Genomic DNA, 24,689 nt, shown 5'->3' with positions numbered 1-24,689 from the left:
CTTGCCAGCGATAGGGCCAGAACAGGTACACCACAGCTCTCAAAGCCTGTGATGTACCTGTAGGAGCTGGCTTGCCAGCGATAGGGCCAGAACAGGTACACCACAGCTCTCAAAGCCTGTGATGTACCTGTAGGAGCTGGCTTGCCAGCGATAGGGCCAGAACAGGCTAATCAAAGCATCATGGCCGCCCCACTCGCCACGGCGCGTAATCCACCTCGCTGTAGCCGTTCGCCAGCCCCCTCTCATCGGTAACGAAACCGGGCATCTTGCGCAGGTCGAGTGCCATGCAGCGGCTGTTCAGCTGCGCCTGCAGGTTGCCATCCAGGCGAAACGCGTCGCGGCGCAGCGGGTGCGGGTACAGCTGCACCAGGCAGCCCTCGACGTGACCCTGGGCGTTGGCCTCGTAATACACCGAGGCCTTGCCAATGCTGGTCACCGCCTGGTCACGCAACAGGCTCTCCCAGAAGAACTGCTGCTGTGCAATGGCGCTGTGTCGCCCGGCACTCATTCACCCGTCAGAAACGCATGTCCACCGCCACCTCGAACGTCCTCGGCGCGCCCATGTAGTACTGCAGTCCGTACGCCTGCTTGGCATACACCTCGTCGGTCAGGTTGCGCACCCGCCCGGTGACCGTGGTGTGTTCGTCCAGCCGGTAGCGGGCAAAAGCACCGAACAGGGTGTAGGCGGGGGCCTTGAGGGTATTGGCATTGTCGGCATACACCGAATCGACATAGCGGCTGTCCACCCCGACCGACCACGCCGGGTCGAGGCTGTAGGTCAGCCACAGGTTGGCCACGTTGGCCGGCACGTTGACCGGGGAATTGCCCTCGCGCGACACCGACACGCCATTGACGGCTTCGTTGAACGCGTCGTACTCGGCATCGACATAGGCATAGTTGGCTTCGGCCAGCAGCTTCGGCGTCACCTGCAGCCGCCCCGACAACTCGATCCCGCGGGAAGTCTGCTGCCCGGCCTGGACCGTCTGGTTGGGGTCGACCGAATCGCGCACGGCGAAGTCCTTGCGCACGATCTGGTACAGCGCCACCGTTGCCGCACCACGCCCTTCCAGGAAATCGAACTTGCTGCCCACCTCCCATTGCTCGCCCTTGGACAGGTCGAACAGCCCGACGTTGGAGTAGGTCGCCGCCGCCAGCGAGCCGGCAGGCAGGTCGGCGGCGGTGCTGTACTGCACATAGACGCTGGCCGCAGGGGTCAGCGCGTAGGTCAGGCCGATGCGCCCGGACAGCGGTTCCCAGCGGCGTTCGAAGAAGGCCGGCGAGGTCGGCGTGACGGCGCCGTAGTTGGTCACTTGCATGTCCAGGTAGTCGTAGCGCAGGGCCGTCAGCAGGGCCAGGCGCTCGGTCAGTTGCAGGCGGTGCTCGGCGAACACGGCGCGGTTGGTGAGCTCATGGCGGCGCCCCTTGGTCAGGCCGGCATTCACCCCGGGGATGTCGTCGAAGCTGCCCGGGTCGAAGTGGTCGGGGTCGACCACGTCGGTGTAGTTGCTCGAGGTCGGGTAGAGCGTCTGGCGCATGCGCGAATAGTCCAGGCCCAGCGACCACTGGCTGGCCAGGCCGAACAGCTTGTGGTCATGGCGCAGCTCGACGCGGTCACCCAGCACGTTCTGGTCATGGCGCTGCAGGTAGGGGCTGGCGCGCAGTACGTTACCGTCGCTGGTATAGCTGTAGCGCTCCAGGTTGCGGTAGTCGCGCTGGGCGTTGTAGTGGTACAGCGTGTTCTGCACGCTGGTGCTGTCGCTGACCTGGTAGTCGAGGATCGAGCGCAGCCAGCGCACCCGCTGTTCATAACGGCCGTCGGCGACGTTGTAGTTTTCGAAGCGGCGGCTGTTGTCGATCTTCATGGTGCTGCGCCCGGGCAAGATCGGCGCCCCCCAGTACGGGCTGTCTTCGCGGTCCTCCTGGTACTCCAGGGCCAGAGTGTGGGTGAGGTCGGGGGCCAGGTCGCTGAGCAGTGAAAACGTAACGCTGTCGGTCTGCCGCTCGTTGCGGTCGATGTAGCCGTTGCCGTCGCTGTGGCTGTAATCCAGGCGCATGAAGTGGCGGGCATCGGCCGGGTTGCTGGCCAGGGCCTGGTTGATGCCGAAGGCCACTTCCGAGTCGTCGTAGCTGCCATAGCGCACCCGCCCGTCGAAGACCTGCTGGTCGCGGGTGGCGAGCTTGGTGATGTAGTTGATCGAGCCGCCGACCGAGCCTGCACCGTGCAGGAACGACGAGGGCCCGCCGAGCAGTTCGACCCGGTCCAGCACCCAGGCATCCACCGGCCGCATCGCGCTGCTGTAGCCAAGGTTGATGCCGTTGAACAACTGGGTGACCTGGTTCTGGGTGAAACCGCGATAGCTGACGAAGCCGCCAAAGCCGGGGTTGGCCGAGGCGTTCACGCCGGTCATGGCGTTGATCACGTCCTGGCTGTCCTGGGCGCCGCGCTCTTCGATCAGGCGGCGGTCGGACACGCTCACCGACGCGGGGGTTTCGCGGGCGGTCAGGCCCAGCCGGGAACCGGTGCGGATCGGTTCATCCAGTTGCACCCCGGAGGGGGCGTCACGCTCGCCGTCGATGGTGGTGGCGCCGAGTTCCACGGCGGCGTCGTCCGCCCAGGTGAAGGTGCAGGTGCCCATGAGGAGCACCAGGGAGGTATTGCGAAGCATATTATTGTGTCTTCCACGCAAGGGTCATGGCTGACCACGACCGCGCACGCAGGCGCGCCCGGCTGGGGTCAGGCGATGTGAAGGGCTGCTGCGGGGAAGGTGGCGGGGGGCGCACGCGGGGTGAGGGCAGGGCGTTGGTAGCGGGGCGGCGGTTGCGCCCAGCTGCGCACGACAATGGGTGAGGTGGCGGCGCTGTGTGCTGGGGCGAACGAGAAGCCAGCGCTGCTCAGGGGTACTGCCATGCCGAACGAAGAACAGACCGGGCAGTCGAGCTGGGCCATGTGCTGGTCGCCACCGGCGCCATCCAGGTCGATGGCGACACCGTGCTCGCTGTTCACCGAACAGAACCCGCCTTCCAGGCCGGCCAGGCGCAAGCCGCCCATCTGGCCATGGTGCAGGCCGCACAGCAATAGGCTGAACAGGACGCTGGCGTAGAGCGTCCAGGCGGTCAGCGTGCGGGTCTGCCGGGTGGTTTTCATGGCGGCGAATCTATCACCCGGACGAGCGGTCGGGTAGCCCCTGCGCGTGGAAGATTTGCCCGCTCAGGCGGCCCGTTCCAGCACGTCGAGCAGGTCGACGAACTCCAGCGACAGTTTGTGCCGCGGTGCCAGGTGCACCAGCGGCACCGAGGCCTGGTGCGACTCGCGCATCTTGATCGAACTGCTCAGGTACACCGGCAATACCGGCAGGCCTTCGCTGCGCAGCTGGTCGACCAGGGTCTGGTGCAAGGCTGTGCGCCCGGCGAACTGGTTGACCACCACGCCCTCGACCTGCAGCGCCGGGTTGTGGTCCTGGCGCATCTCCTCGGCCTCGGCCATGACGCTGAGCAGCGCCTGGCGCGAGAAACTGTCGCAGTCGAAGGGAATGAGCAGGCGCTCGGCGGCCACCAAAGCGCTGAAGGTGTAGAAGTTCAGGGCCGGGGGCGTGTCGATGTAGATCCGCTCGTAGTCTTCGCCCAGCTCGATCAGCAGCTTGCGCAGCTTGTTGATCTTGAACTTGTGCTCCAGCTTGCTCTGCAGGTCGCTGAGGTCGGGGCTGGCGGTGACCAGGTGCAGGTTGGGGTAGCGGGTCTCGGTGATCGCCACGCGGTGCTTCTTGCCCGCGGCGGTGGAGGGCGACAGGGTCTGGCGGAAGAAGTCGGCGATGCCGGCCGGGATGGCGTCGTCGGTCAGCCCGGTGAGGTAGTAGGTCGCGTTGGCCTGCGGGTCGAGGTCGACCAGCAATGTGCGATAGCCCTCGGCGGCACTGGCTGCGGCCAGGTTGCAGGCGATGCTCGATTTGCCCACGCCACCTTTCTGATTGAAAACCACACGACGCATGAGACGCTCATCCATGAAGTAGGTAAATGTCAGGTTGGGGTCAATCCTATGACCGAAAGACGACAGTATTATGACAAGACTTGTTACAGCTAGCGTAGCAGAGCGTTTTCTTCCCGCTCGCTCAGTTCATCTTCCACCTGCTGCATGCGCTGCGCGGCCAGCGCCTGCACCTTGGCATCGCGCGCCGTCTCGCGCATCAGCCGGGTGAGTTTTTCACTCAGTCGCTGGCCTTCTTCGGTCTCTTCCATGGCCCGCGCCTTGGCCGGGTCGCGGGTGGCCGCGACGATGCTGGCGAACTCGGCGTCGCTGAAGTGCTTCTCGCTGTAGAGCTTGAACAGGTCCTGGCGCTGGTCCTCGACCGTGAGGTGCTTGCGCAGCACCTCGCGAATGGTCTGTTCATCGAGTTGCGGGTGGGTGCGGGTGAGCAGCGCGGCCATGCGCTCGATGTTGTGCTCGTAGGCTTCCTGCAAGGGCAGGTTGGCCAGGATCTGTTCTTCGCGGGTGGGTTTCTGGTCGCAGGCGCCGAGGGCAGCGATGAGCAGCAGGGGCAACAGCAACTTCGGCAAGCGGGGCATGTGGGGGGCCTTGGGCGCAGATCAGACGGAGGATTATAGCGATGTCGCCCAGGCGCTGCGCACGCACTGGGCGTGCGCAGAATTTGCCACTCAGGGGGTGCCGTTGCGTCCGTGCGCAACGAAGCCGGGGCGGTCGGTCAGGCGTTCGAAGTAGGCGCTGACGGCTGGCAGCGACGGGTGCTCGAAGGGGGTCTCGAACCAGCGGTTCACCGACAGCCCGATCGGGATGTCGGCCAGGGTGAACCGATCACCCGCCACATAGGCGCCGGTCGTGGCCAGCTGTCGCTCGAGGATCTGCATGTAGTGCACCCATTGCGCGCAACCCTCGGCCAGTGCCTGCGGGTCCTGATGTGCGGGGGAATGCCGGACCAGCGACATGAAGGCATAGCTCCACGAGCGGTTCAGGTCCGTGGCCTGCCAGTCGATCCATTGATCCACGCGGGCCCTGGCGACCGCTTCGGCCGGGTAGCAGCCTCCATCGCCATAACGTGTGGCGAGGTAGCGGATGATGGTGTTGGATTCCCACAGGGTGAAGTCACCATCCTGGATGACCGGCACCATGGCATTGGGGTTGAGCGCAAGGAATTCAGGGGCGTCGGTGGGCTGGAAGCCCGTGCCCCAGTCTTCGCGTTCGAACGGGATATCGAATTCGGCGCAGGCCCACAGGACTTTGCGCACGTTGATGGAAGACGCTCTGCCCAGTATCCGTAACATGCCTTCGTCCTTGGTCGGGGAAGCGTCGATCGTCCATCAGGCCATGACTTGGGTCAAGGGGCTGGGTGAAGGCTGGGTGAAAATTACCCAGCCTGTTTCGCATTGGTGCATGTTCGCCTCCAAATGGGTCACGTGGCACACATTGCTTACTCCTTGGCGACGCTATTCTGTGCAGCCTGCACAGTCTTTCTTATGCCTCGCGCCTGCTTTTTCGGCTTTCCCGGCCTTGGCAAAAGCGGCCCGCATATTGCTCTTGTCGCTGCACCTTCAACCCGGAGCCACCCGACCATGAGCTCACCCTCCGAATTCCCTCTCTGCGAAGCGCCCCAGCATGCGCGCAAGGGCCTGTTGCCGATCGCCATGGTGCTGTTCAGTTTCACCTTCTTCACCGGCACCATGTTCGCCGGTGGCAAGCTCGGCATGGCCTTCGGCTTCGTCGACATGCTGTGGATCGCCGCCATCGGCAACAGCCTGCTGGCGCTGTATGCCGCAGCGCTGGCGTTCATCGCGTCGCGCAGCGGGCTCAATACCGTGCTCATGGGCCGCTTCTGTTTCGGCGAGGCGGGCAGCCGGCTTTCGGATTTTCTGCTTGGCTTCGCGGAACTTGGCTGGTACGCCTGGGGCACGGCTACCGTGGCCATCGTACTGGTCAAGCTGCTGGGGCTGGCCCCCGGTTTCACCGTGCCATTGATGGTGCTGTTCGGGCTGGGCTTCAGCATCACCGCCATTGTCGGCTTCAAGGGCCTGGACCTGCTGTCACGGGTGTCGGTGCCGTTGATGTTCGCGCTGTTGATCTTCTCCATGGTGATCGCCACCCGCGATGTCGGAGGCTTGCAACAGCTCGCGGCACTGGTGCCACACGAAACCCTGACCTTTTCCGCGGCGGTGACCATGGTCTTCGGCACCTTCGCCAGCGGCGCCACCCAGGCCACCAACTGGACGCGGCTGTCGCGCAGCGGGCGGGTGGCGGTCACGGCCAGTATCGTCGCGTTCCTGCTCGGCAATGGCCTGATGGTGGTGGCCGGGGCCTGGTGCGCGATGGTCTACCAGCAGGCCGACATCGTCGAAGTGATGATGCTCCAGGGCCTGTCGTTCGCGGCGGTGGTGATGCTCTGCCTGAACCTGTGGACCATCCAGGGGCCGACCATCTACAACGTCTCGGCGGCGGCCTGCCACCTGCTGCGCAGTGAGCGTCGGCGCACCATGACGCTGGCGGCGGCGGGTGTCGGCATCCTGCTGGCGATCGGTGGCATGTATGAATTGCTGATCCCGTTCCTGGTGCTGCTGGGGTCGATCATCCCGCCGGTGGGCGGGGTGATCATGGCCGACTTCTGGTACCGCCACCGTGGCAAGTACCCCGCGTTGGGGTCGGTCAGCCTGCCGCGCTACAACCTTGCCGGGCTGTCCGCCTATGCCGTCGGTGCGGTACTGGCCTACGCCTCGCCTTGGGTGGCCCCGCTTGTTGGCATCAGCGCCTCGGCACTGTGCTACATCCTGCTGCTCGAACTGCGTGGCCGACGCCAGGCGCTGGGCCAGGCCGAGGTCGAACCGTGAGCCTGGCACTGGAAGAACTCCTGTGCCTGCCGGGTTTGCAAGACATGCGCGTGCGGGCCGGCGCACGCAACCTGCAGCGGCGTGTGCGCTGGCCCTACGTGGCGGAAAATGAAGGCATCGCCGAGTGGGTGATGGGCGGCGAGCTGGTGTTCGTCACCGGCATCAATCACCCGCGTGGCGAAAGCAACCTGCTGAGCCTGGTCGAGGATGGCGAGGCGGTGGGTATCGCCGGCATGGTGATCCTCACCGGTGGCTCGTTCATCCAGCACATACCGCCCGCGGTGATGGCCCGTGCCGAGCAACTGGGCCTGCCGCTGATCGAGCAGCCCTATGCGCTGAAGATGGTGGTGGTCACCCACCTGATCGGCACTGCGCTGGTGCAGATGACCCAGGAGCGGCGTTCGCGCAACGACATCCTCGGCCAGTTGCTGACCGGTGATTACCCAAGCCTGGCCATCGCTCGCCAGCGTGCGGCGCACCTGCAGCTGGCCCTGGACGGGCCGCGCCGGCTGGTGGCGCTGCGCCTGTCGGCGGTCGACGAGCTGTTCGAACGGCACGGGCTGGCCCAGGGCGAACGCTTGTGGCAAGGCACCCGGCAAGCGCTGGAAGACCTGCTCGAAGCCTGGTGTCGCGGCCGGCCCGAGGCGGTCACGGCGCAATTGGCGGGTGACCTGTTCGTGTTGCTGCTGCCTGATTCGCCGCACCTGCGTGCAGCGTTGGCCGATCTGCACCGGCAACTCGCTGCGCTGGTCGGGGAAATGGGCCTGTTCATGGGGCTTTCCAGCCCCGCCGAAGACTGCGCCCATTATCGCCAGGCCCTCAACGAAGCCCGACAGGCGCTGGAGGTGGCGCAGAACCTGCGCCCGGCCACGGGCCTGTGCGACTTCAGCGAACTGGGCGTGCTGCGCTTGCTGCAGGGGATCGTCGACCGTTCGCTGCTCGACGACTTCGTCACCCGGACCCTCGGCCCACTGCGCAGCCCCGGGCGCAAACAGCCCAATACCTTGCTGCACACCCTCGACGCGCTGCTCATGGAAAACGGCAACGGCCTAAAGGCCGGGCAGCGCCTGGGCGTGCACCGCAACACCATCAACCACCGGATGCAACGTATCGAACAATTGAGCGGGCAGTCCCTCGACGACCCGCTTTTTCGTATGAATGCTGCGGTCGCTATGCTGATATGGCGCATGACCGAAGCCCAAGGCAAGGAGTAACCCCATGAACATCATCAATGCACGCCTGCGTGGCAAGGCCGGCCTGTTCCGTATCGAACTGCAGGGCGATCGCATCGCTGCCATCGAGCCCCAGGCCGACGTCGTCGCCGGCAGCGCTGCCGACGACCTGGACGCCCAGCAGAACCTGGTGGTGCCGCCCTTCGTCGAGCCACACATCCACCTGGATGCGACCCTCACGGCGGGCGAGCCGAAGTGGAACATGAGCGGCACGCTGTTCGAAGGCATCGAGCGCTGGGCCGAGCGCAAGGCCATCACTACCCATGACGACATCAAGACCCGCGCCAAGAATACCATTGGCATGCTGGTGGACCACGGCATCCAGCATGTACGCACCCACGTCGACGTGACCGACCCCAAGCTCACCGCGCTCAAGGCCATGGTCGAGGTGCGCGACGAAGTACGCGAACTGGTCGACCTGCAGATCGTGGCCTTCCCCCAGGAGGGCATCGAATCCTACGCCAACGGCCGGGCGCTGATGACCGAGGCGGTGGCCATGGGCGCCGATGTGGTGGGTGGCATCCCGCATTTTGAAAATACCCGTGACCAGGGCGTCTCGTCGGTCAAGTTTTTGATGGAGCTGGCCGAGCGCACCGGTTGCCTGGTCGATGTGCATTGCGACGAGACCGACGACCCGCAGTCGCGTTTCCTCGAAGTGCTGGCCGAAGAGGCGCGGGTGCGCGGCATGGGCGCGCGGGTGACGGCGAGCCACACCACGGCCATGGGCTCCTATGACAATGCCTACTGCTCCAAGCTGTTCCGCCTGCTGAAAATGTCGGGCATCAACTTCGTCTCGTGCCCGACCGAGAGCATCCACTTGCAGGGGCGCTTCGACACGTACCCGAAACGCCGCGGCCTGACCCGCGTGGCCGAGATCGACCGGGCGGGGATGAACGTCTGCTTCGGCCAGGACTCGATCGTCGACCCTTGGTACCCGCTGGGCAACGGCAACATTCTGCGCATCCTCGAAGCCGGCTTGCACATCTGCCACATGCTCGGTTACGAAGACCTGCAACGCTGCCTGGACCTGATCACCGACAACAGTGCCCGCACCCTCAACCTGGGCGAGCGCTACGGCATCGAGGTAGGGCGCCCGGCGAACCTGTTGCTGCTGTCGGCGGCCGATGACTACGAAATGGTGCGCAGCCAGGGCCACGCGCTGGTGTCGATCCGCCACGGCAAAGTGCTGATGCGCCGAACCCCGGCCCAGATCGAGCGCTTTGCTTAAAGCTTTCTCAAAAGCTGACGCGATTCCTGTGGGAGCCGGCTTGCCGGCGATCACCGGCAAAGCCGGTGCCATGCACCGCGGCGCCTGCATCGCCGGCAAGCCGGCTCCCACAAAGTCAGCGGCGATTGCCCAAAGGACAGCGGCAAGGCAGGCCCTGCTTCAAGCAGACATCCGCCCCCAGCTCTGGCATGGTATGACGCCGATCAAGCCAAGCTGACAAGGCCCTATGGACTCGCTCTACCTCATCGCCGTTGGTGCCATCGTCGCCGGATTCGTCCAGGGCCTGTCCGGTTTTGCCTTTGGCATGGTCGCCATGTCGTTCTGGGCCTGGGGCCTGGAGCCACGGCTGGCGGCCTCGCTGACCGTGTTCGGCAGCCTCGCCGGCCAGCTCATCGCCGTATTCAGCGTGCGCCGCGGCTTCAGCTGGCCACTGCTGTGGCCCTTCGTGCTCGGCGGCCTGGCTGGCATCCCGCTGGGGGTGTGGGTGTTGCCCTACCTGAACATGCTCTGGTTCAAGGCCGTGTTCGGCACCTTGCTGGTCCTGTGGTGCCCGCTGATGCTGCTGGCACCGCGCCTGCCACGGCTGCCGGGCAACCGCCTGGCCGATGGTGCGGTGGGTATGCTGGGCGGTGTCTTGGGCGGCATCGGTGGTTTTACCGGGACAGTGCCTACACTGTGGTGTACCTTGCGTGGCTTCGAGCGTGATACCCAGCGCGCGGTGATCCAGAACTTCAACCTGTCGATGCTGCTGGTGACCATGCTCACCTACCTGGGTACCGGTGTGGTCACCCGCGACATGCTGCCCTCGTTCGGCGTCGTGCTGCTGGCCATGGCCCTGCCAGCGCTGCTTGGCACGCGGGTGTACCTGGGGATCAGCGAGCAGGCGTTTCGCCGGGTGGTGCTGGGGCTGCTGACCTTGTCGGGCGTGGCCATGCTGATGGCCTCGTTGCCCCAGTTGCTGGGACGCTGAACGCTTGCCTTGGGGGTGCTGAACTTGGCAACCTTTGGACCGCTGCACATTTACCAGGCGCTACAGAAGGAATCGCACCGTTGAGTCGGGACAACGTCGGGAAACGCCTTGTGGCCACGCTGCTGGGCCTGATCGCCATGCTGCTGGTCTATCTGGTGTTCAAGGACTCCGCTCGGCTGGATGCGTCCCTGACTTACGCCTACCTGACCTACCCGAGCCAATTCAGCGAGCGCATCAGCAAGGCCAACGATCAGCTCAAGTACGAACAGCTGCAGTCACGCATCAGCCGCATTGGCCAGGGGGCCTTGAGTCAGGATCAGGTCGACAGGCTGGTGGAGCTGGCCCAGGCGCCCTACGCCCAGTTGTTCGCCAAGCCGTTCGAGGCGGGGCTGGTGGACCACCGCACCGGTTTGCTCATCGACCTGCGCAACACCGGCGACAAGGCCGTACGCGAGGTCAGGATCCACCTGCCGGCCAAAGGCCTGGTGCAGGTACGCGACGCGACGGGCAACGACACGCTGTACGAGGCCTCGACGCCCCTGGTGGAGATCGCCAGCATCGACCCTGGCGGGGTGTGCAAGGTCTGGGTCTATTTCGATGCCGATTATTCGCAGATCCGCCAGGGCGGTATCAGCATCAGCCACGCCGACGGGGTGGCGGATGTGCAGGTTTACCGCGAATTTGCCGGCTTCCCGGCGCTGGTGGCGCGCTACAGCGGGGAGCTGGTGGTGGTGCTTGGTGTGCTGGTGCTGGCTGTGCTGTGCCTGGGCTATGCCTGCCTGGCGCGGCGGCGCATGCCGAGCTTGCCGTCCTGAGCCGCTACCAAATGCCATAAGCCAGCACGACCCCTGTGGGAGAGGCCGGGGCAGGCAAACACAAGGTAGCTGGACGATTCCCTGCAGCCAGTGAGGGCCCTATCGCCGGCAAGCCGGCTCCCACAGGGGGAAACAGGGCTTTCAGCAACTGGACCTGTCAGCTACCCCCGTCGTGCAAGGCCAGGCTCTGGCGCAGTTGCTCGACCATGGCCATGCGCAACGCCTGCGGCGACTGCACGCAGATGGAACCCGCCTGCGACAGCAGCCAGCCCATCAACGCTCGACTGTCATGGACGGTGGCATCGAGTTTCGCGCCCCCGGTTTCCTGCGGCGCCAGGCGCATGTCCTCGGACAGCGGCTGATCTTCGAGTCGCCGGGCCAGGCCGTCGTCCACCCAGGCGCGCAGTTCGATCTGCGCCGTGGGTGAGAGCACATCCGGCTGTAGCTGCTCCAGCTGGCTTGGGTCCAGGCCCGGCTGCCAATACCAGCCATAGGGCATCCCCTTGCTGTTGCAGTGCACCGCAAACAGCGTGGCCAGCTCATTGAGGTCGCGCTCGACCGTGCGCTTGCTGGTCTTGTGGCCAAGCTTGGCCAGCGCGGCTTGCAGCTGTGCAGCGCTCTTGCCTGGGTGGCGGTCGGGGAGCAGTTTGAGCAACTGCCATTGGCGGGCGATGGTGTGGCGGGTAGGGTGGCTAGGCACGAGTCTCTTCCTTGAGCGCCAGGCGCAAGGAGCGCCCGGAGTAATGGCGTTTAGCTATTGCGCTTAGCATACCCGCTCAACGAATGGGATCCAAGTTTTAGCCAAGCCGGCGCTTCGTGCGTCCCCCTCAGTCGAGGCTGGCTTGCAACGCTTCGATGAACACCTCTTCAGCCCGGCTCAAGCGCTGCTCCCGGTTCCACAGCAAGTGAATGTCGACGTCCGCGATCCCTTCCTGCGGCGGCAGCTTCCACAGCAAACCCGCCGCCACATCTGCCGCCACCACATGCTCCGGCAGGCAACCGATGCCAAAGCCGGCGATCACCAGCCGACGCACTTCTTCAAGGCTTGGCGAAGAGGCCACGATCCGCCCGGAAAACCCCTGCTGGTCACGAAAAATGGTCAGCGGCGAGAGCATGCCGCCGATCTGATCGCTGGTGAAACTGACGAAGTTTTCCCGCTGCAGGTCGCCCTGCGCCTGACCGAACAGCGCATGGTGCTTGCCGCAGAAAAAGGCATAGCGCTGGCGCAGGAACAGGCGTTGCTCAAGCCGGGGCTGCGGTCGGCGGTTAAGGCTCAGGCCCGCCGTGGCGGTCTTTTCCTGCAGCGCGGCGACGATGTCGGAGCTGCGCATCACGTCGATCTCCACATCCACCCGCGGGTGCTGGCGGTGGAAGTCGGCGAGAAAATCGTCGAAACGGTCGCTGACGATGCGGCTGATCATCAGCAAGCGCACCTTGCCCACCAGCTCATCCGCCGGTTGCTCCAGCAGGCCGCCGATCTGCGACATCTGGCCGTACACCTCGCCGGCCAGCTGGAACAGTTGCTCGCCCATGTCGGTGAGCACGAAGCGTGGCCCGCGCCGGGCAATCAGCTGGCGGCCGAGCTGGTCTTCCAGGCGCTTGAGCGCCTGGCTCACCGCCGGCTGGGTCAGGTGCAGGCGCGCGGCGGCGCGGCTGATGGACAGCTCCTGGCCGATCACCCGGAAGGTGCGCAGCAGGTTCCAGTCGAGGCGGTCGTTGAGCAGGCGGTCGGACATGATCAAGCTCGATGATAAGCAGGGTTAATAGTTCGAATAATAAATAGAAAATTGACTAATCATAGCCCCGGCACGATAAATCTCAGTCAGGGCGCCGCCAGAGCGCCACCGTGACCCCGTAACTCCTGCCAAAAAAACAAGCAAAGGAGCCCCCATGAAGCCCATCGCTTCGCCCCAGCCGCGCCGTGCCGCCGCCGCCGCGTTCATCGGTACCATGATCGAGTGGTACGACTTCTACATCTACGCCACCGCCGCCGCCCTGGTGTTCGGCGCCTTGTTCTTCCCCTCCGACGACAGCCTGTTCAGCACCATGGCCGCCTTCGGCACCTTCGCCGTGGGCTTCTTCGCCCGGCCGCTGGGGGGCATCGTGTTCGGCCATGTGGGCGACCGCATCGGTCGCAAGAAGTCGCTGGTCATCACCTTGCTGATGATGGGCATCGTCACCGTGTGCATCGGCCTGCTGCCGACCTACGCGCAGATTGGCGCCGCTGCGCCGGTGCTGCTGATCATCCTGCGTGTGGTCCAGGGCATTGCCGTGGGCGGCGAGTGGGGCGGGGCGGTGCTGATGGCCGGGGAGCATGCGCCCAAGGGGCGCCGCAACTTCTTTGCCTCGTTCGCCCAGTTGGGCAGCCCGGCAGGGCTGATTCTCTCGCTGCTGGCCTTTGGCGCCGTCACCCGCCTGCCCGAGGAAGACCTGATGAGCTGGGGCTGGCGCGTGCCGTTCCTGGCCAGCGCGCTGTTGCTGCTGGTGGGCCTGGCGATCCGCCTGGGGGTCAATGAATCGCCCGAGTTCCTGGCCAGCCGCGAGCAGGCGGAAAAGGCCAAGCGCAAGGAGCAGGCGCCGGTGCTGGAAGTGCTGCGCACGGCCTGGCGGCCACTGCTGCTGTGCATCGGCGCCAATACCCTGGGTATCGCCGGAGTCTATTTCACCAACACCTTCATGATCAGCTACACCACCCAACAGCTGCACCTTGAGCGCTCGCTGATCCTCGAATGCCTGTTCTTCGTGGCGATCATCCAGTTCTGTGTCCAGCCGCTGGCCGCCTGGCTGTCGGAAAAGCTCGGCGCCACCCGCTTCCTGGCCCTGGTCGCGCTGTTGGCGATGGCGTCCCCATACCCGATGTTTGTACTGGTCAGCTCCGGCGAAGGCCCGCTGATCGTGCTCGGCATTGCCCTGGCGGCGGCCTGCATGGCCTCGTTCTACGCCGTGATCGCCGGCTACGTCAGCGGCATGTTCGAGACCCGCGTGCGCTATACCGCGATTTCCATGGCCTACCAGGTCTGCGGCGCCATCGCCGGTGGCCTGACCCCGCTGATCGGCACCTGGCTGGCCCATAGCTTCACCGGGCAATGGTGGCCGATGGCGCTGTTCTACACCCTGATCGCCAGCATTTCCCTGGTCTGCGTGTTGGCCCTGGCGCGCCAGTACGCCCGCAGCCAGCGCTTGGAACTGGCCTGAATCATCCGTTTTAGCGAGGAGTTTCCCCCATGTTGAAAAGCAATGGCGAACGCCTGTGGGCGAGCCTGATGGCCATGGCCGAAGTCGGCGCCACCGCCCGCGGCGGCAGCTGCCGCCTGGCCCTGAGCGACGAGGACAAGGCTGGCCGCGAACTGTTCAGCCACTGGTGCCGCGAGGCGGGCCTGAGCCTTTCGGTGGATGCCATCGGCAACCTGTTCGCCCGCCGCCCCGGCACCGACGCCGATGCAGCCCCGGTGATGATGGGCAGCCACCTCGACACCCAGCCCGAGGGCGGCCGTTTCGATGGTGTCTACGGTGTGCTGGCGGGCCTGGAAGTGGTACGTCGCCTGAACGACTTGAACATCCAGACCCGCAAACCGCTGGAAATCGCGGTGTGGACCAACGAGGAGGGCGCCCGCTTCACCCCGGCCATGTTCGGCTCGGCGGTGTTCACCGGCACCCTCGCGCTGGAGCAGGCCCTGGCCATCCGCGATGCCGACGGCATCAGCGTGGCCGATGAACTGCAGCGCACCGGCTACGCCGGCCAGCGTCCACTGGGCGGCAAGGTCGATGCCTACTTCGAGGCGCACATCGAGCAAGGCCCGATTCTCGAAGACAACGCCAAGGCCATCGGCGTGGTCACGGGCGGTCAGGCCATCCGCTGGCTGGACGTGACCGTCGAAGGCATGGCCGCCCACGCCGGCACCACGCCGATGCCGCTGCGCAAGGATGCTTTGTATGGCGCCGCGCGGATGATCCAGGCGGTCGAGCAACTGGCCGCCGATTTTGCCCCGCAAGGTTTGACCACCGTGGGCGAGTTGTCGATCGCCAAGTCTTCGCGCAACACCATCCCCGGTGCGCTGCGTTTCACGGTCGACCTGCGCCACCACCGTGACGCGGCGATCGAGGCCATGGAGCGCGACCTTGGCCAGCAGCTGCAGGCCATCGCCGCGCAGCGCGGCCTGCAGGTGCGCATCGAACGCCACTGGGTTAGCCCGGCGACGCCCTTCGATGCCGAATGCGTGGCGGCCGTGCAGCAGGCGGTGGACGGCCTGGGCTATGCCCAACAGGCGATCGTCAGCGGCGCCGGCCATGACGCTATCCTGCTGGCACGCTACTGCCCGACGGCCATGGTGTTCATCCCCTGCGTCGGCGGCCTGAGCCACAACGAGGCCGAAGACGTGCTGCCCGAGGACGCCCGCCAGGGTGTCGACGTATTGCTCAATGCCGTGCTGGCCCGCGCTGGCCATACAGAACAAGGAGAAGCCTGATGCGTTGCTACTTCCACCCCGAACAGCTGTTGCACCACCCTCGCAGCTACTACTCGCGCGGCGCCATGCGCACTCCGCAGGAAGTCCCCGAGCGCGCCCAGCGCCTGTTGCAGGCGGCCAAGGACCTTGGCTTCGACATTCGCCAGCCCGACGACGCCGGCCTTGCCCCGCTCAAGGCCGTGCACGGCGAAGCGTACCTGGCCTTCCTCGAAGAGGCGCACGCACGCTGGCAGGAAGTGCCCGAGGACTGGGGCGATGAAGTGATGTCGAACATCTTCGTGCGTGAGCCCAACGCCCTGCGTGGCATTCTCGCCCAGGCCGCGCGTTACCTGGCCGATGGCAGCTGCCCGGTGGGCGAGCGCACTTGGCGCTCGGCCTACTGGTCGGCGCAGAGCGCGGTGGCCGCGGCCAAGGCGATTCTCGATGGCGAGCCTGCAGCCTATGCCCTGTGCCGGCCACCGGGGCACCATGCGCGGTTCGATGCGGCCGGTGGGTTCTGCTACGTGAACAATGCCGCCGTCGCGGCCCAGGCCTTGCGCAGCCGCTACAGCCGCGTGGCGATCCTCGATACCGACATGCACCATGGGCAGGGGATTCAGGAGATCTTCTACGAGCGCAATGATGTGCTGTATGTGTCTACCCATGGCGATCCGACCAATTTCTATCCGGGTGTGGCCGGGTTCGAGGATGAGCGTGGCAGCGGTGCGGGGGAGGGGTACAACCTCAACCTGCCGATGGCCCATGGGGCCAGCGAGGCGGACTTCATGGGCCAGCTGGAGATTGCGCTGGATGCAGTGAAGGACTTTGGCGCCGAGGTGCTGGTGCTGTCGCTGGGGTTCGATATCTACGAGCTCGATCCGCAGAGCAAGGTGGCGGTGACGACCGAAGGGTTTGCAGCGTTGGGTGAGCGGATTCGGGCGTTGCGCATGCCGTGTGTGATCGTGCAGGAGGGGGGGTATCACCTGGAGAGCCTGGAGGCGAACGCGCAGGCGTTCTTTGCCCAGAAGCAAGACTGGCGATAGCTCACCCCTGTAGCTCGATCCTGTACCTGTGGGAGCCGGCTTGCCGGCGATGAGGCCGGAGCAGACAACAGATGGTGTCTGTTCGGGCCTCATCGCCGGCAAGCCGGCTCCCACAGGGTCATTTCCCACAGGGCAATGCCCCAGAGGGGCGAAGTCGCTGCGCCCCTAGCGCCCACTCCGGCGCACATGCTTGACCAACACCTTCTCCAACAACTCCCACATCGCAGGATCAGTACTGAACGCCACGTTGAACCGCATCCACCCGGTCGGCTCGGCATCGACCATGAACAACTGCCCAGGCCCGAGCATGATGCCTTTCTCCAGCGCATCATCGAGCAGCGCCGCGCTGTCCGGGATCGCCGGATGCCGGGTCCAGATGTACATCCCCTCGTCCGACTCGATGAACAACTCGAACCCCAGTCGGTGCAAGTGCCGGCCCACATCCTGGTGCGCATCGGCCAGGCGCTGGCGCAAGCGCTTGAGGTGCTTGCGCCAGCGGCCATCGATGATCGCGGCGTAGACCACGCGCTCCATCACCTGAGAGGTCGTCAGGCCCGAGCGCATCTTCATGTGCAAGAGCTTCTGCGAAAGCTCCGGGTTGGCCAGCAGGTAGCCGACCCGCACGTTGGGCGAGATGCTTTTCGAGTAGCTGCCCACGTACACCACCTGCTGCAGGTGGTCGAGGCTGGCCAGGCACGGTTGCGGCTCGGCGATCATGTCGGCGTAGAGATTGTTCTCCACCAGGCGGAAGCCGTGCTGGCTGGCCAGCTGCAGCAGCCGATGCAGTTGCGGCAGCGGGGTGCGCGAGCAGGTGGGGCTGTGCAGGTGTGGCTGGGTGAAGAACGCTGTCGGGCGGTGGTGCGCGAGCAACTGCTCCAGGTAGTTGAGGTCGTAGCCGTTGGGGGTGCGCGGCACCCCCACCAGCGTGGCACCCTGGGTGCGCAGCACGCTCATCAGGTTGGGGTAGCCAGGGTCGTCCACCAGCACCACGTCGCCGGGGCGCACCAGGGTGCGCACGGCCAGGTCCAGGGCCTGGCTGGCGCCATGGGTGAGCATCAGTTGCGCCGGGTTGGCGACGATCGACAACTCCTGCTGCAGGTTCTGCGCGGTCAGCGCGCGCAACTCCAACAGGCCCATCGGGTCGCCGTAGCCAGACAGCTCCAGCGGGCTGCCAGCAACCTGGCGCAGGCCGCGGCGCAGGCCCTCTTCGTACATCCAGTCGTTGGGCAACCAGCCACAGCCAGGCTTGAAGGGCAGCTGGCGGGTTTCGAAGATCTGCTGCAGGTACCACTCGGAGTTGAACAATGGTCGAGTGGCGTCGGCTTCGGCGTTGTGGTTGTCCAGCAGCTCGGCCGCCGCGCGGTTGACGAAGAACCCGGCGTTGCCCCTGCTCACCAGAAGCCCCTGGGCCACCAGACGGTCGTAGGCCTCGACCACGGTGAAGGTACTCACCGAGTGGCTGGCGGCAAAGGCGCGGATCGACGGCACCTTGGCGCCCGGCTTGAGCGTCTGGTTGTCGATCATCTCGCGCAGCCCGTCGATGATCTGGTTGACCAACGGGGTCGAGGAGTCTGGCTGTAATTCAAACATTCGGGTGCCTTGAAGGGTGCGTAGCGCCTGGTGTCTGCAGGGTGTATTGCATCGGTGGCCTGTACAGTGCAGTGCGACTTTCATGTCGCTGTGCATGGCTCTCTGAGTCATACATTTTTACATTAGGTGTCAGATATCGCCACATAAAGCATGTTCAGTTCGCCCGAGGGGCAAACCCGGGGCGCGTCAGCAGGCCGCCATGGAAGGTCTGCGTGTGTAGCCACACACTTCCTGCCCGCATTAGCACTGATGTACAGGTGAGGCCGATGACCATCGCGGTCTCGCAGTTTTCCTTGGATAAAAAGAAGCACGGGGTACACAACTGATGGACGCAACATCCACAACCACCACCGCGAAAAGCGGGCACGAGAGCAAACTCAGTGCCTCGCTCAAGTCGCGCCACCTGACGATGATGTCGATCGCCGGGGTTATTGGCGGCGCCTTGTTCGTCGGCTCCGGCAGCGTGATCCACAGCGCCGGCCCGGCTGCTGTCCTGGCCTACCTGGCCGGCGGCATCCTGGTGGTACTGATCATGCGCATGCTGGGTGAAATGGCGACTTCCTCGCCTGACACCGGCTCGTTCTCCACCTACGCTGACCGCGCTATCGGCCGTTGGGCCGGTTTCACCATCGGCTGGCTGTACTGGTGGTACTGGGTCATCCTCATGGCCTGGGAAGCCTATGTGGCGGGCAAGATCCTGCATGGCTTCTTCCCTGATGTGAGCGTCAACGTGTTCGTGCTGGCCACGACCCTGCTGCTGATCACTGTCAACTTCTTCAACGTCAAGCACTACGGTGAGTTCGAATTCTGGTTCGCGCTGATCAAGGTGATTGCGATCGTCTGCTTCCTGATCGTATGTACCGCTGCGGTCATGAACGTCTGGCAGTTCGGAGAAGTGCGTGGCATGACCCACCTGACCGCCGAAGGCTTCATGCCCAATGGCATCACCACGGTGATCGGTGCGCTGCTTGGGGTGATGTTCGCCTTCCTCGGCGCCGAAATCGTCACCATCGCCGCCTCCGAAGCCAAGGACCCGGCTTCCCAGATCGTCAAGGCCACCAACTCGGTGGTATGGCGTGTGTGCCTGTTCTACGTCGGCTCGATCTTCCTGATCGTCTGCCTGGTACCGTGGAACGACCCGCAACTGGGCGTCTCCGGCTATGGCGCCTACCGCCGTACCCTGGAACTGCTGGGCGTGCCATATGCCGAGCTGCTGATGAACTTCGTGGTGCTGACCTCGGTGAGCAGCTGCCTGATCTCGGGCCACTACACCGCTTCGCGCATGCTGTTCTCCCTTGCCCAGCGTGGCGACGCACCGTCGTTCTTCAAGATCACCCGCGCCGGCACCGGTGTACCGGTGTTCGCGATCATCGGCTCCTGCGCCGTGGCCGTGGTCTGCGCGCTGATCAACTTCAGCGAGACCCTGCGCCCGAAAGACGTGCTGGACACCCTGATGAACACCACCGGCATGATCGCCCTGCTGGTGTACCTGGTGATTGCCTTCTCGCAGCTGCGCATGCGCCGCAAGCTGATCGCCGAAGGCAAGGAAGTGCGCCTGAAGATGTGGCTGTTCCCTTGGCTGACCTACCTGGTGATTGCTTTCATCGTCGCCGCGCTGATCACCATGGCATTCATGCCTGACTACCAGATCCTGGTGATCTCCACCGGTATCGCCGCGGCTGTGGTAGTGGCCATGGGTGTGGTGCACCAGATCCGCAGCGCCAAGCAACACTAAGCGCTAGTGGTGGTTCGAAACGGCCGGCTCCCTTGGGGACCCGGCCGTTTCGCGTTGTTGGGCCTGGGGTTTCTCGTCGGGCATGTGGAAGCGCTGGTTCATCCAGGGGGAACCGAGCAGGGCGGCGGCGGCGATCAGGGCCAGGATGGCGAGGGCCAAGGAGGTTTTCATGGGCATGCGCATATTGAGACTGACTCGAAGCATAGACTGGCAGTTCCGGCCCTATCGCCGGCGGCTCCCACAGGTACACCACAGGATTTGAAAGTTGTGGGGTACCTGTGGGAGCCGGCTTGCCGGCGATAGGGCCCTCAAGCCCGACAGATGGCTTATGCTGAGCACACTGCCCGCCAATAGGAGCTCCAAATGGCCTGGTCCGCCACCCAGTATTCCCTCTTCGAAAACGAACGCACCCGCGCCGTGCGCGACCTGCTCGCCGCCGTGCCGCACCGCCCGGTGCGCCATGCCACCGACCTGGGCTGCGGCCCCGGCAACTCTACCGAAGTGCTGCTGCAACGCTGCCCGGATGCCCAGGTGACCGCGCTGGACAGCGACAAGGACATGATCGACAAGGCCCGTGAACGCAAGCGCCTGCACATCCCGCGGGTGCGCTGCGAAGTCGCCGACATCGGCCAATGGACCGCTCCCGAGCCCCAGGACCTGATCCTCGCCAACGCCTCGCTGCAGTGGGTACCCGACCACGGCGCGCTCTACCCGCACCTGGTGCGCCAGTTGAGCGAAGGCGGCAGCCTGGCGGTGCAGACCCCGGACAACCTCGACGAGCCGGCGCACCGCCAGTTGCGCGAGATCGCCAGCCGCGGCCCCTGGGCCGACAAGTTCGCCGACTTCAGCCTGCCGCCCCGGCACAAGGCCGCGTTCTACTACGACCTGCTCAGCCCCCTGTGCGCACGGGTGGATGTGTGGCGCACGACCTATCACCACCCACTGGCGGGCGGTGCCGAGGCGGTGGTGGAGTGGTTCAAGGGTTCGGCCCTGCGTCCCTACCTGACGCAGTTGGACGAGGACGAGCAGGCGGACTTCCTGCAGATGTACCTGCAGGCCATGCAGCGGGAATACCCGCCCGCCAGCGACGGCACGGTGCTGTTGCCGTTTCCGCGGCTGTTTGTGATTGCTACCCGCTAGCGCTGGCGCCAGCGCCAGATCACGTACCCGTAGATGCCGAGGTTGAGCAGCAGCACGATGGCGCCCAGTAGCCACTGCAGCTGCGGCGTCAGCCCGGCGGGGTAGATCAGAGGCCAGATGTAGTGCTCGACGAAACCACCTGGGTAGCCGGCATCGCCGGCGGCGAAGCGCATCTGGTTTTCCCAGTCGGTCAGGGGGCAGGGGAGGTGCAGGCCTTCGACTGCCAGGCCCCAGGCCAGGGCGGGCAGGTGCAGGAGCAGGGCGCGGGGCCATCGGAGGACCAGCAGGCCGCCGAACAGCACCAGCAGGATGAAGGCCAGGTGCAGCAGGACCAGGGTGTCGGCGGCTAGGCGAAAGAGCATGGCGAGTGTGCCTGGAGTTGAGGTACTGCCAGCATAGTTGTGTTGGCTTTACCGGCCCTATCGCCGGCAAGCCGGCTCCCACAGCTACTCCACAGCCCTGGAATGTTGTGGGGCCCCTGTGGGAGCCGGCTTGCCGGCGATGAGGCCGGTACTGCCACTACAACCCTTCCTCAACCATCTGCAGAAAGGTCGCCACCACCCGCCGCGTGCGCTGCTCACTCAGGCACACCAATGTCTCGGTCAGGTGCCGCTGACAATCCACGATCGGCAACGCACACACCCGCGCATCGGCACCAAACTCCGCCGCCGACACCACCCCCACGCCAATCCCCACCACCACCGCCTCGCGCGCCGCTTCCCGGCCTTCGACCTGAATCGCCGGGCGAATCCGCAGGCCGGCGCGCTGCATCTCTTCTTCCAGGGTCTGCCGGGTCACCGACCCAGGCTCACGCAGTACCAGCGGCGTGTCATCCAGGTCCGCCAGGCTGATCGAGCCGCGGCTGGCCCAGGGATGGTGGTGGGAAACGAACGCCACCATCGGGTCGCGGCGCAAGGGCACACAGAACAAGCGCTCATCGTCGACATCACGCCCCAGCAGGGCCAGGTCGGCCTGGTAGCTGAACAGCCGGGCGAGGGACTCGTCGGTGTTGCCGGTTTCAATCTTGACCTGGATCCCCGGGTAGCGCTGGCAGAAGCGTGCGATCTGCGGCAGCACGTGCACCGGGGCATCCACCGCCAGCACCAGGCTGCCGGTGTGCAGGGCACGGGAGTCCTGCAGCAGCTCAAGGGCTTCGGCCTCGCAGGCGAACAGGCGCTGGCTGACCCCGAGCAGACGCTCACCCAGGTCGGTCAACTGCACCGAACGCTTGTTGCGGTGAAACAGCAGCACGCCGAAACGTTCCTCGAGTTTTCGCACCTGGTCGGACACCGCGGGCTGGGTCAGAAACAGTTTTTGCGCGGCGCGGGTAAAGCTGCCGTGCACGGCCACCGCGTGAAAGGCCTTGAGTTGAGCGTGGGACACCGACATGACGACTCCAGTAACAAGCTGGGCTTATGTGTGAAATACGATAAATCGATTTTATTTATCAGTCACCCGCTGTTTCCATAGCCCTCAGCCCATCGCCGCCGCCACAAGCGGTTGCCGGGCCATGGCGCACACACCTGCGCCATCTGACCAATCACGAGCCCCGTCATGCAGTGCGCAACACAACAACAAGACAGGCGTTTTTTCACATTCTGTCGGCACACTTGAGCAAGAGGTCAGACTCACCATGAATCAATCCCTAGCCGCGTTGAAACGTTGGCGCATCCAGATTTTCGCCATCACCTGGCTGGCCTACGCCGCCTTCTACTTCACCCGCAAAGCCTTCTCGGTGGCCAAGCTCGGCATCGGCGAAGACCCCACCTTCATGCTCGACAAGGCCGCCATGGCCAACCTCGACGGCATCTACCTGGCCGCCTACGCCGTGGGCCAGTTCACCTGGGGCATGCTCGCCGACCGCTTCGGCCCGCGCGTGGTGGTGCTCGGCGGCCTGCTGATCTCGGCCGCAGCAGCCGTGGTGATGGGCAGCTACGCGACCTTCCCGATCTTCGCTACCTGCATGCTGAACGGCTGCGGCTCGGTGGGCGCGGTGCTCGGCGGGTTGCTGCCGGGCTACTTCGACAGCGTCACGGTGTTCATCGTGTTCGTCGGCTGCGCGCTGTTCTCCGCCCTGGTGCTGCTGCCGCACTGGAACAGCCGCCCGGCCAGCGCACCCCAGGCCCAGGACGTGGCACCCAACACCAGCATGGCGATCAAGCCACTGCGTACTTAAAGGAAAGCGAGCGAATGAGACCCTTCTGGCTGCAACAGGCCCTGGATTCTGAGCAGGACGCGGTGTGCCCGCCGCTGCAAGGCGATGCCCGTTGCGACGTGTGCATCGTCGGTGGCGGCTACACCGGGTTGTGGACCGCGCTGATGCTCAAGGAGGCGATCCCGGCGCTGGACGTGATGCTGATCGAGGCCGACATCTGCGGTGCCGGTGCCAGTGGCCGCAACGGCGGTTGCGCGCTGTCCTGGTCGGCCAAGTACTTCACCCTCGAACGCCTGTTCGGGGTGGCCGAAGCGGTGCGCCTGGTGCGCGAGTCGGAGCGCAGCATCGGTGCCATCGGGGCGTTTTGCGCAGCCAATGGCATCGATTGCGACTACCGCCTGGACGGCACCCTGTACACCGCCACCAACGCGGCCCAGGTCGGCACCACCGATGCGGTGATCGCGGCGCTTGAGGGCAAGGGGATCAATTCGTTCGAGCGCCTGCCGCTGGATGAAGTCCAACGCCTGGCCGGCTCGGCGCGGCACCTGGAAGGCTGGTTCTCGCCAGCCGCCGCCACGGTGCAGCCGGGCCGGCTGGTACGCGGCTTGCGCCGGGTGGCCTTGCAGCGCGGGGTGCGGATTCATGAAGGCACGGCCATGACCGGCCTTGAGCACGGCGCCCCGGTGCAGGTGCGCACGGCCCACGGCACGGTGCGTGCCGACCGTGTGGTGCTTGGCCTGAACGCCTGGATGGCGCGGGCCTTCCCGCAGTTCGAGCGCAGCGTGGCCATCGTCTCCAGCGACATGGTGATTACCGAGCCGTGCCCGGAGCTGCTGGGCCAGATTGGCCTGGACAGCGGCATCAGCGTGCTCGACTCGCGGATCTTCGTGCACTATTACCACAATACGTCCGATGGCCGCCTGATGCTCGGCAAGGGCGGCAACACGTTCGCTTATGGCGGGCGCATGCTGTCGGTGTTCGACCAGCCTTCGCCGTACCGGCCGCTGCTGCGCGAAAGCCTCGGCGATTTCTTCCCGGCCCTGGCCGACGTACCGCTGGCGGCCAGCTGGAACGGCCCGTCGGACCGTTCGGTGACCGGCTTGCCGTTCTTTGGCAAGCTGGACGGGCAGGGCAACGTGTTCTACGGCTTTGGCTACTCCGGCAGCGGGGTGGGGCCGTGCCACATGGGCGGGCAGATCCTCTCGTCGCTGGCGCTGGGGCTGGACAACCCCTGGACCCGCTCGCCGCTGGTCAAGGGGCCGCTGGGGCTGTTTCCGCCGGAGCCGATCCGCTACCTGGGCTCGCTGCTGGTGCGCAACGCCATCCGCCGCAAGGAGCGGGCCGAGGATCACGGTGTGCGGCCACGGCGCCTGGATGTGCGCCTGGCGCGCTTCGCCGCGGCGGCGGGCAAGGCCGATAAAGGGTGAGATTACTTGTCGATCCGCTGCGCGAGGGCGTATAAACTGCACCCACTTTTGGCCGGTCGCTTCCTGAACCGGCCGCTGAAA

At 65.2% G+C, this 24,689-nt stretch carries 23 protein-coding genes and 1 pseudogene; 12 read left to right on the top strand and 12 right to left on the bottom strand.

Annotated features, from left to right (window positions below; all coding sequences use genetic code 11):
* Positions 1–178: 178 nt before the first annotated feature.
* The 6 genes from ACIPZB_RS15785 to ACIPZB_RS15760 form a co-directional block, all read right to left on the bottom strand.
* Positions 179–508, bottom strand: a complete 330-nt coding sequence (locus tag ACIPZB_RS15785; protein WP_400641373.1) for a hypothetical protein — start codon at positions 506–508, stop codon at positions 179–181.
* A gap of 7 nt (positions 509–515) precedes the next feature.
* Positions 516–2,666: a TonB-dependent receptor gene (locus ACIPZB_RS15780; RefSeq protein ID WP_400641371.1), complete on the bottom strand. Its 2,151-nt coding sequence runs from the start codon at positions 2,664–2,666 to the stop codon at positions 516–518.
* 68 nt (positions 2,667–2,734) lie between these two features.
* Entirely contained in the window at positions 2,735–3,145 is a 411-nt protein-coding gene (locus tag ACIPZB_RS15775; RefSeq protein ID WP_400641369.1) for a DUF2946 family protein, read from the bottom strand.
* Positions 3,146–3,208: 63 nt separating this feature from the next.
* Positions 3,209–3,985 (bottom strand): ParA family protein, encoded by a 777-nt coding sequence (locus ACIPZB_RS15770; protein ID WP_400641368.1) that lies wholly within the window; start codon positions 3,983–3,985, stop codon positions 3,209–3,211.
* An 89-nt stretch (positions 3,986–4,074) separates the two neighbouring features.
* On the bottom strand, positions 4,075–4,560 hold the full coding sequence (locus ACIPZB_RS15765; protein ID WP_400641366.1) for a hypothetical protein: 486 nt from the start codon (positions 4,558–4,560) through the stop codon (positions 4,075–4,077).
* Positions 4,561–4,650: 90 nt separating this feature from the next.
* On the bottom strand, positions 4,651–5,274 hold the full coding sequence (locus ACIPZB_RS15760) for a glutathione S-transferase family protein (protein ID WP_400641364.1): 624 nt from the start codon (positions 5,272–5,274) through the stop codon (positions 4,651–4,653).
* Positions 5,275–5,562: 288 nt separating this feature from the next.
* Here ACIPZB_RS15760 and codB point away from each other — a divergent pair, with 288 nt between their 5' ends.
* The 5 genes from codB (at position 5,563) to ACIPZB_RS15735 (ending at position 11,073) form a co-directional block, all read left to right on the top strand.
* Positions 5,563–6,828 (top strand): cytosine permease, encoded by a 1,266-nt coding sequence (codB, locus tag ACIPZB_RS15755; protein WP_400641362.1) that lies wholly within the window; start codon positions 5,563–5,565, stop codon positions 6,826–6,828.
* The gene (locus ACIPZB_RS15750; protein ID WP_400641360.1) at positions 6,825–8,042 is read left to right on the top strand and encodes a PucR family transcriptional regulator; all 1,218 of its coding nucleotides are present in this window, start codon (positions 6,825–6,827) and stop codon (positions 8,040–8,042) included. Before codB ends, ACIPZB_RS15750 begins: the two co-directional genes overlap by 4 nt.
* Positions 8,043–8,046: 4 nt before the next feature.
* The gene (gene codA, locus ACIPZB_RS15745) at positions 8,047–9,288 is read left to right on the top strand and encodes a cytosine deaminase (protein ID WP_400641358.1); all 1,242 of its coding nucleotides are present in this window, start codon (positions 8,047–8,049) and stop codon (positions 9,286–9,288) included.
* A gap of 226 nt (positions 9,289–9,514) precedes the next feature.
* On the top strand, positions 9,515–10,258 hold the full coding sequence (locus tag ACIPZB_RS15740) for a sulfite exporter TauE/SafE family protein (RefSeq protein WP_400641356.1): 744 nt from the start codon (positions 9,515–9,517) through the stop codon (positions 10,256–10,258).
* Between the two features lie 80 nt (positions 10,259–10,338).
* Complete coding sequence (locus ACIPZB_RS15735; protein ID WP_400641354.1) at positions 10,339–11,073, top strand: hypothetical protein; 735 nt, start codon at positions 10,339–10,341, stop codon at positions 11,071–11,073.
* Positions 11,074–11,230: 157 nt separating this feature from the next.
* Here ACIPZB_RS15735 and ACIPZB_RS15730 read toward each other — a convergent pair whose 3' ends face one another.
* Together ACIPZB_RS15730 and ACIPZB_RS15725 are read right to left on the bottom strand one after the other, a co-directional pair.
* The gene (locus ACIPZB_RS15730) at positions 11,231–11,773 is read right to left on the bottom strand and encodes a WYL domain-containing protein (protein WP_400641352.1); all 543 of its coding nucleotides are present in this window, start codon (positions 11,771–11,773) and stop codon (positions 11,231–11,233) included.
* A gap of 127 nt (positions 11,774–11,900) precedes the next feature.
* The gene (locus ACIPZB_RS15725; RefSeq protein WP_400641350.1) at positions 11,901–12,809 is read right to left on the bottom strand and encodes a LysR family transcriptional regulator; all 909 of its coding nucleotides are present in this window, start codon (positions 12,807–12,809) and stop codon (positions 11,901–11,903) included.
* A gap of 154 nt (positions 12,810–12,963) precedes the next feature.
* On the opposite strand from ACIPZB_RS15725, the gene ACIPZB_RS15720 reads away from it, so the two are divergent.
* From ACIPZB_RS15720 to ACIPZB_RS15710, 3 genes are read left to right on the top strand one after another with little or no spacing between them, the layout of a single operon-like run.
* Entirely contained in the window at positions 12,964–14,268 is a 1,305-nt protein-coding gene (locus ACIPZB_RS15720; RefSeq protein ID WP_008092695.1) for an MFS transporter, read from the top strand.
* Between the two features lie 29 nt (positions 14,269–14,297).
* Positions 14,298–15,539 (top strand): Zn-dependent hydrolase, encoded by a 1,242-nt coding sequence (locus tag ACIPZB_RS15715; RefSeq protein ID WP_400641348.1) that lies wholly within the window; start codon positions 14,298–14,300, stop codon positions 15,537–15,539.
* On the top strand, positions 15,539–16,561 hold the full coding sequence (locus ACIPZB_RS15710) for a histone deacetylase family protein (protein ID WP_400641346.1): 1,023 nt from the start codon (positions 15,539–15,541) through the stop codon (positions 16,559–16,561). Before ACIPZB_RS15715 ends, ACIPZB_RS15710 begins: the two co-directional genes overlap by 1 nt.
* A 165-nt stretch (positions 16,562–16,726) precedes the next feature.
* On the opposite strand, the gene ACIPZB_RS15705 is transcribed toward ACIPZB_RS15710, so the two are convergent.
* Positions 16,727–18,151 carry a PLP-dependent aminotransferase family protein gene (locus ACIPZB_RS15705; protein ID WP_400641344.1) on the bottom strand — a complete coding sequence of 475 codons (1,425 nt, stop codon included), beginning with the start codon at positions 18,149–18,151 and terminating at the stop codon, positions 16,727–16,729.
* A 325-nt stretch (positions 18,152–18,476) separates the two neighbouring features.
* On the opposite strand from ACIPZB_RS15705, the gene ACIPZB_RS15700 reads away from it, so the two are divergent.
* A complete protein-coding gene (locus tag ACIPZB_RS15700) occupies positions 18,477–19,886 on the top strand; it encodes an amino acid permease (RefSeq protein WP_400641342.1) in 1,410 nt (469 codons plus the stop codon).
* 3 nt (positions 19,887–19,889) lie between these two features.
* Here ACIPZB_RS15700 and ACIPZB_RS15695 read toward each other — a convergent pair whose 3' ends face one another.
* A complete protein-coding gene (locus tag ACIPZB_RS15695; protein WP_008093711.1) occupies positions 19,890–20,069 on the bottom strand; it encodes a hypothetical protein in 180 nt (59 codons plus the stop codon).
* Between the two features lie 180 nt (positions 20,070–20,249).
* Between ACIPZB_RS15695 and tam the strand changes: the two genes are divergently transcribed.
* Entirely contained in the window at positions 20,250–21,026 is a 777-nt protein-coding gene (gene tam / locus ACIPZB_RS15690) for a trans-aconitate 2-methyltransferase (RefSeq protein ID WP_008093713.1), read from the top strand.
* On the opposite strand, the gene ACIPZB_RS15685 is transcribed toward tam, so the two are convergent.
* Complete coding sequence (locus ACIPZB_RS15685; RefSeq protein WP_400641340.1) at positions 21,023–21,388, bottom strand: DUF2784 domain-containing protein; 366 nt, start codon at positions 21,386–21,388, stop codon at positions 21,023–21,025. The two genes, tam and ACIPZB_RS15685, sit on opposite strands and share 4 nt — an antisense overlap.
* Before the next feature lie 157 nt (positions 21,389–21,545).
* A complete protein-coding gene (locus ACIPZB_RS15680; protein ID WP_400641338.1) occupies positions 21,546–22,415 on the bottom strand; it encodes a LysR substrate-binding domain-containing protein in 870 nt (289 codons plus the stop codon).
* Positions 22,416–22,659: 244 nt separating this feature from the next.
* Between ACIPZB_RS15680 and ACIPZB_RS15675 the strand changes: the two are divergent.
* Positions 22,660–22,995: pseudogene (locus ACIPZB_RS15675) on the top strand (MFS transporter); the annotation flags it as partial.
* 221 nt (positions 22,996–23,216) lie between these two features.
* Positions 23,217–24,608 (top strand): FAD-dependent oxidoreductase, encoded by a 1,392-nt coding sequence (locus tag ACIPZB_RS15670; protein ID WP_400641336.1) that lies wholly within the window; start codon positions 23,217–23,219, stop codon positions 24,606–24,608.
* Positions 24,609–24,689 lie beyond the last annotated feature (81 nt).

It is taken from the genome of Pseudomonas sp. NPDC089396 (assembly GCF_044749545.1).
GTDB lineage: Bacteria > Pseudomonadota > Gammaproteobacteria > Pseudomonadales > Pseudomonadaceae > Aquipseudomonas.
Note: the sequence above shows the minus strand (reverse complement) of the source record. Positions and strands in the feature narration are given on the sequence as shown.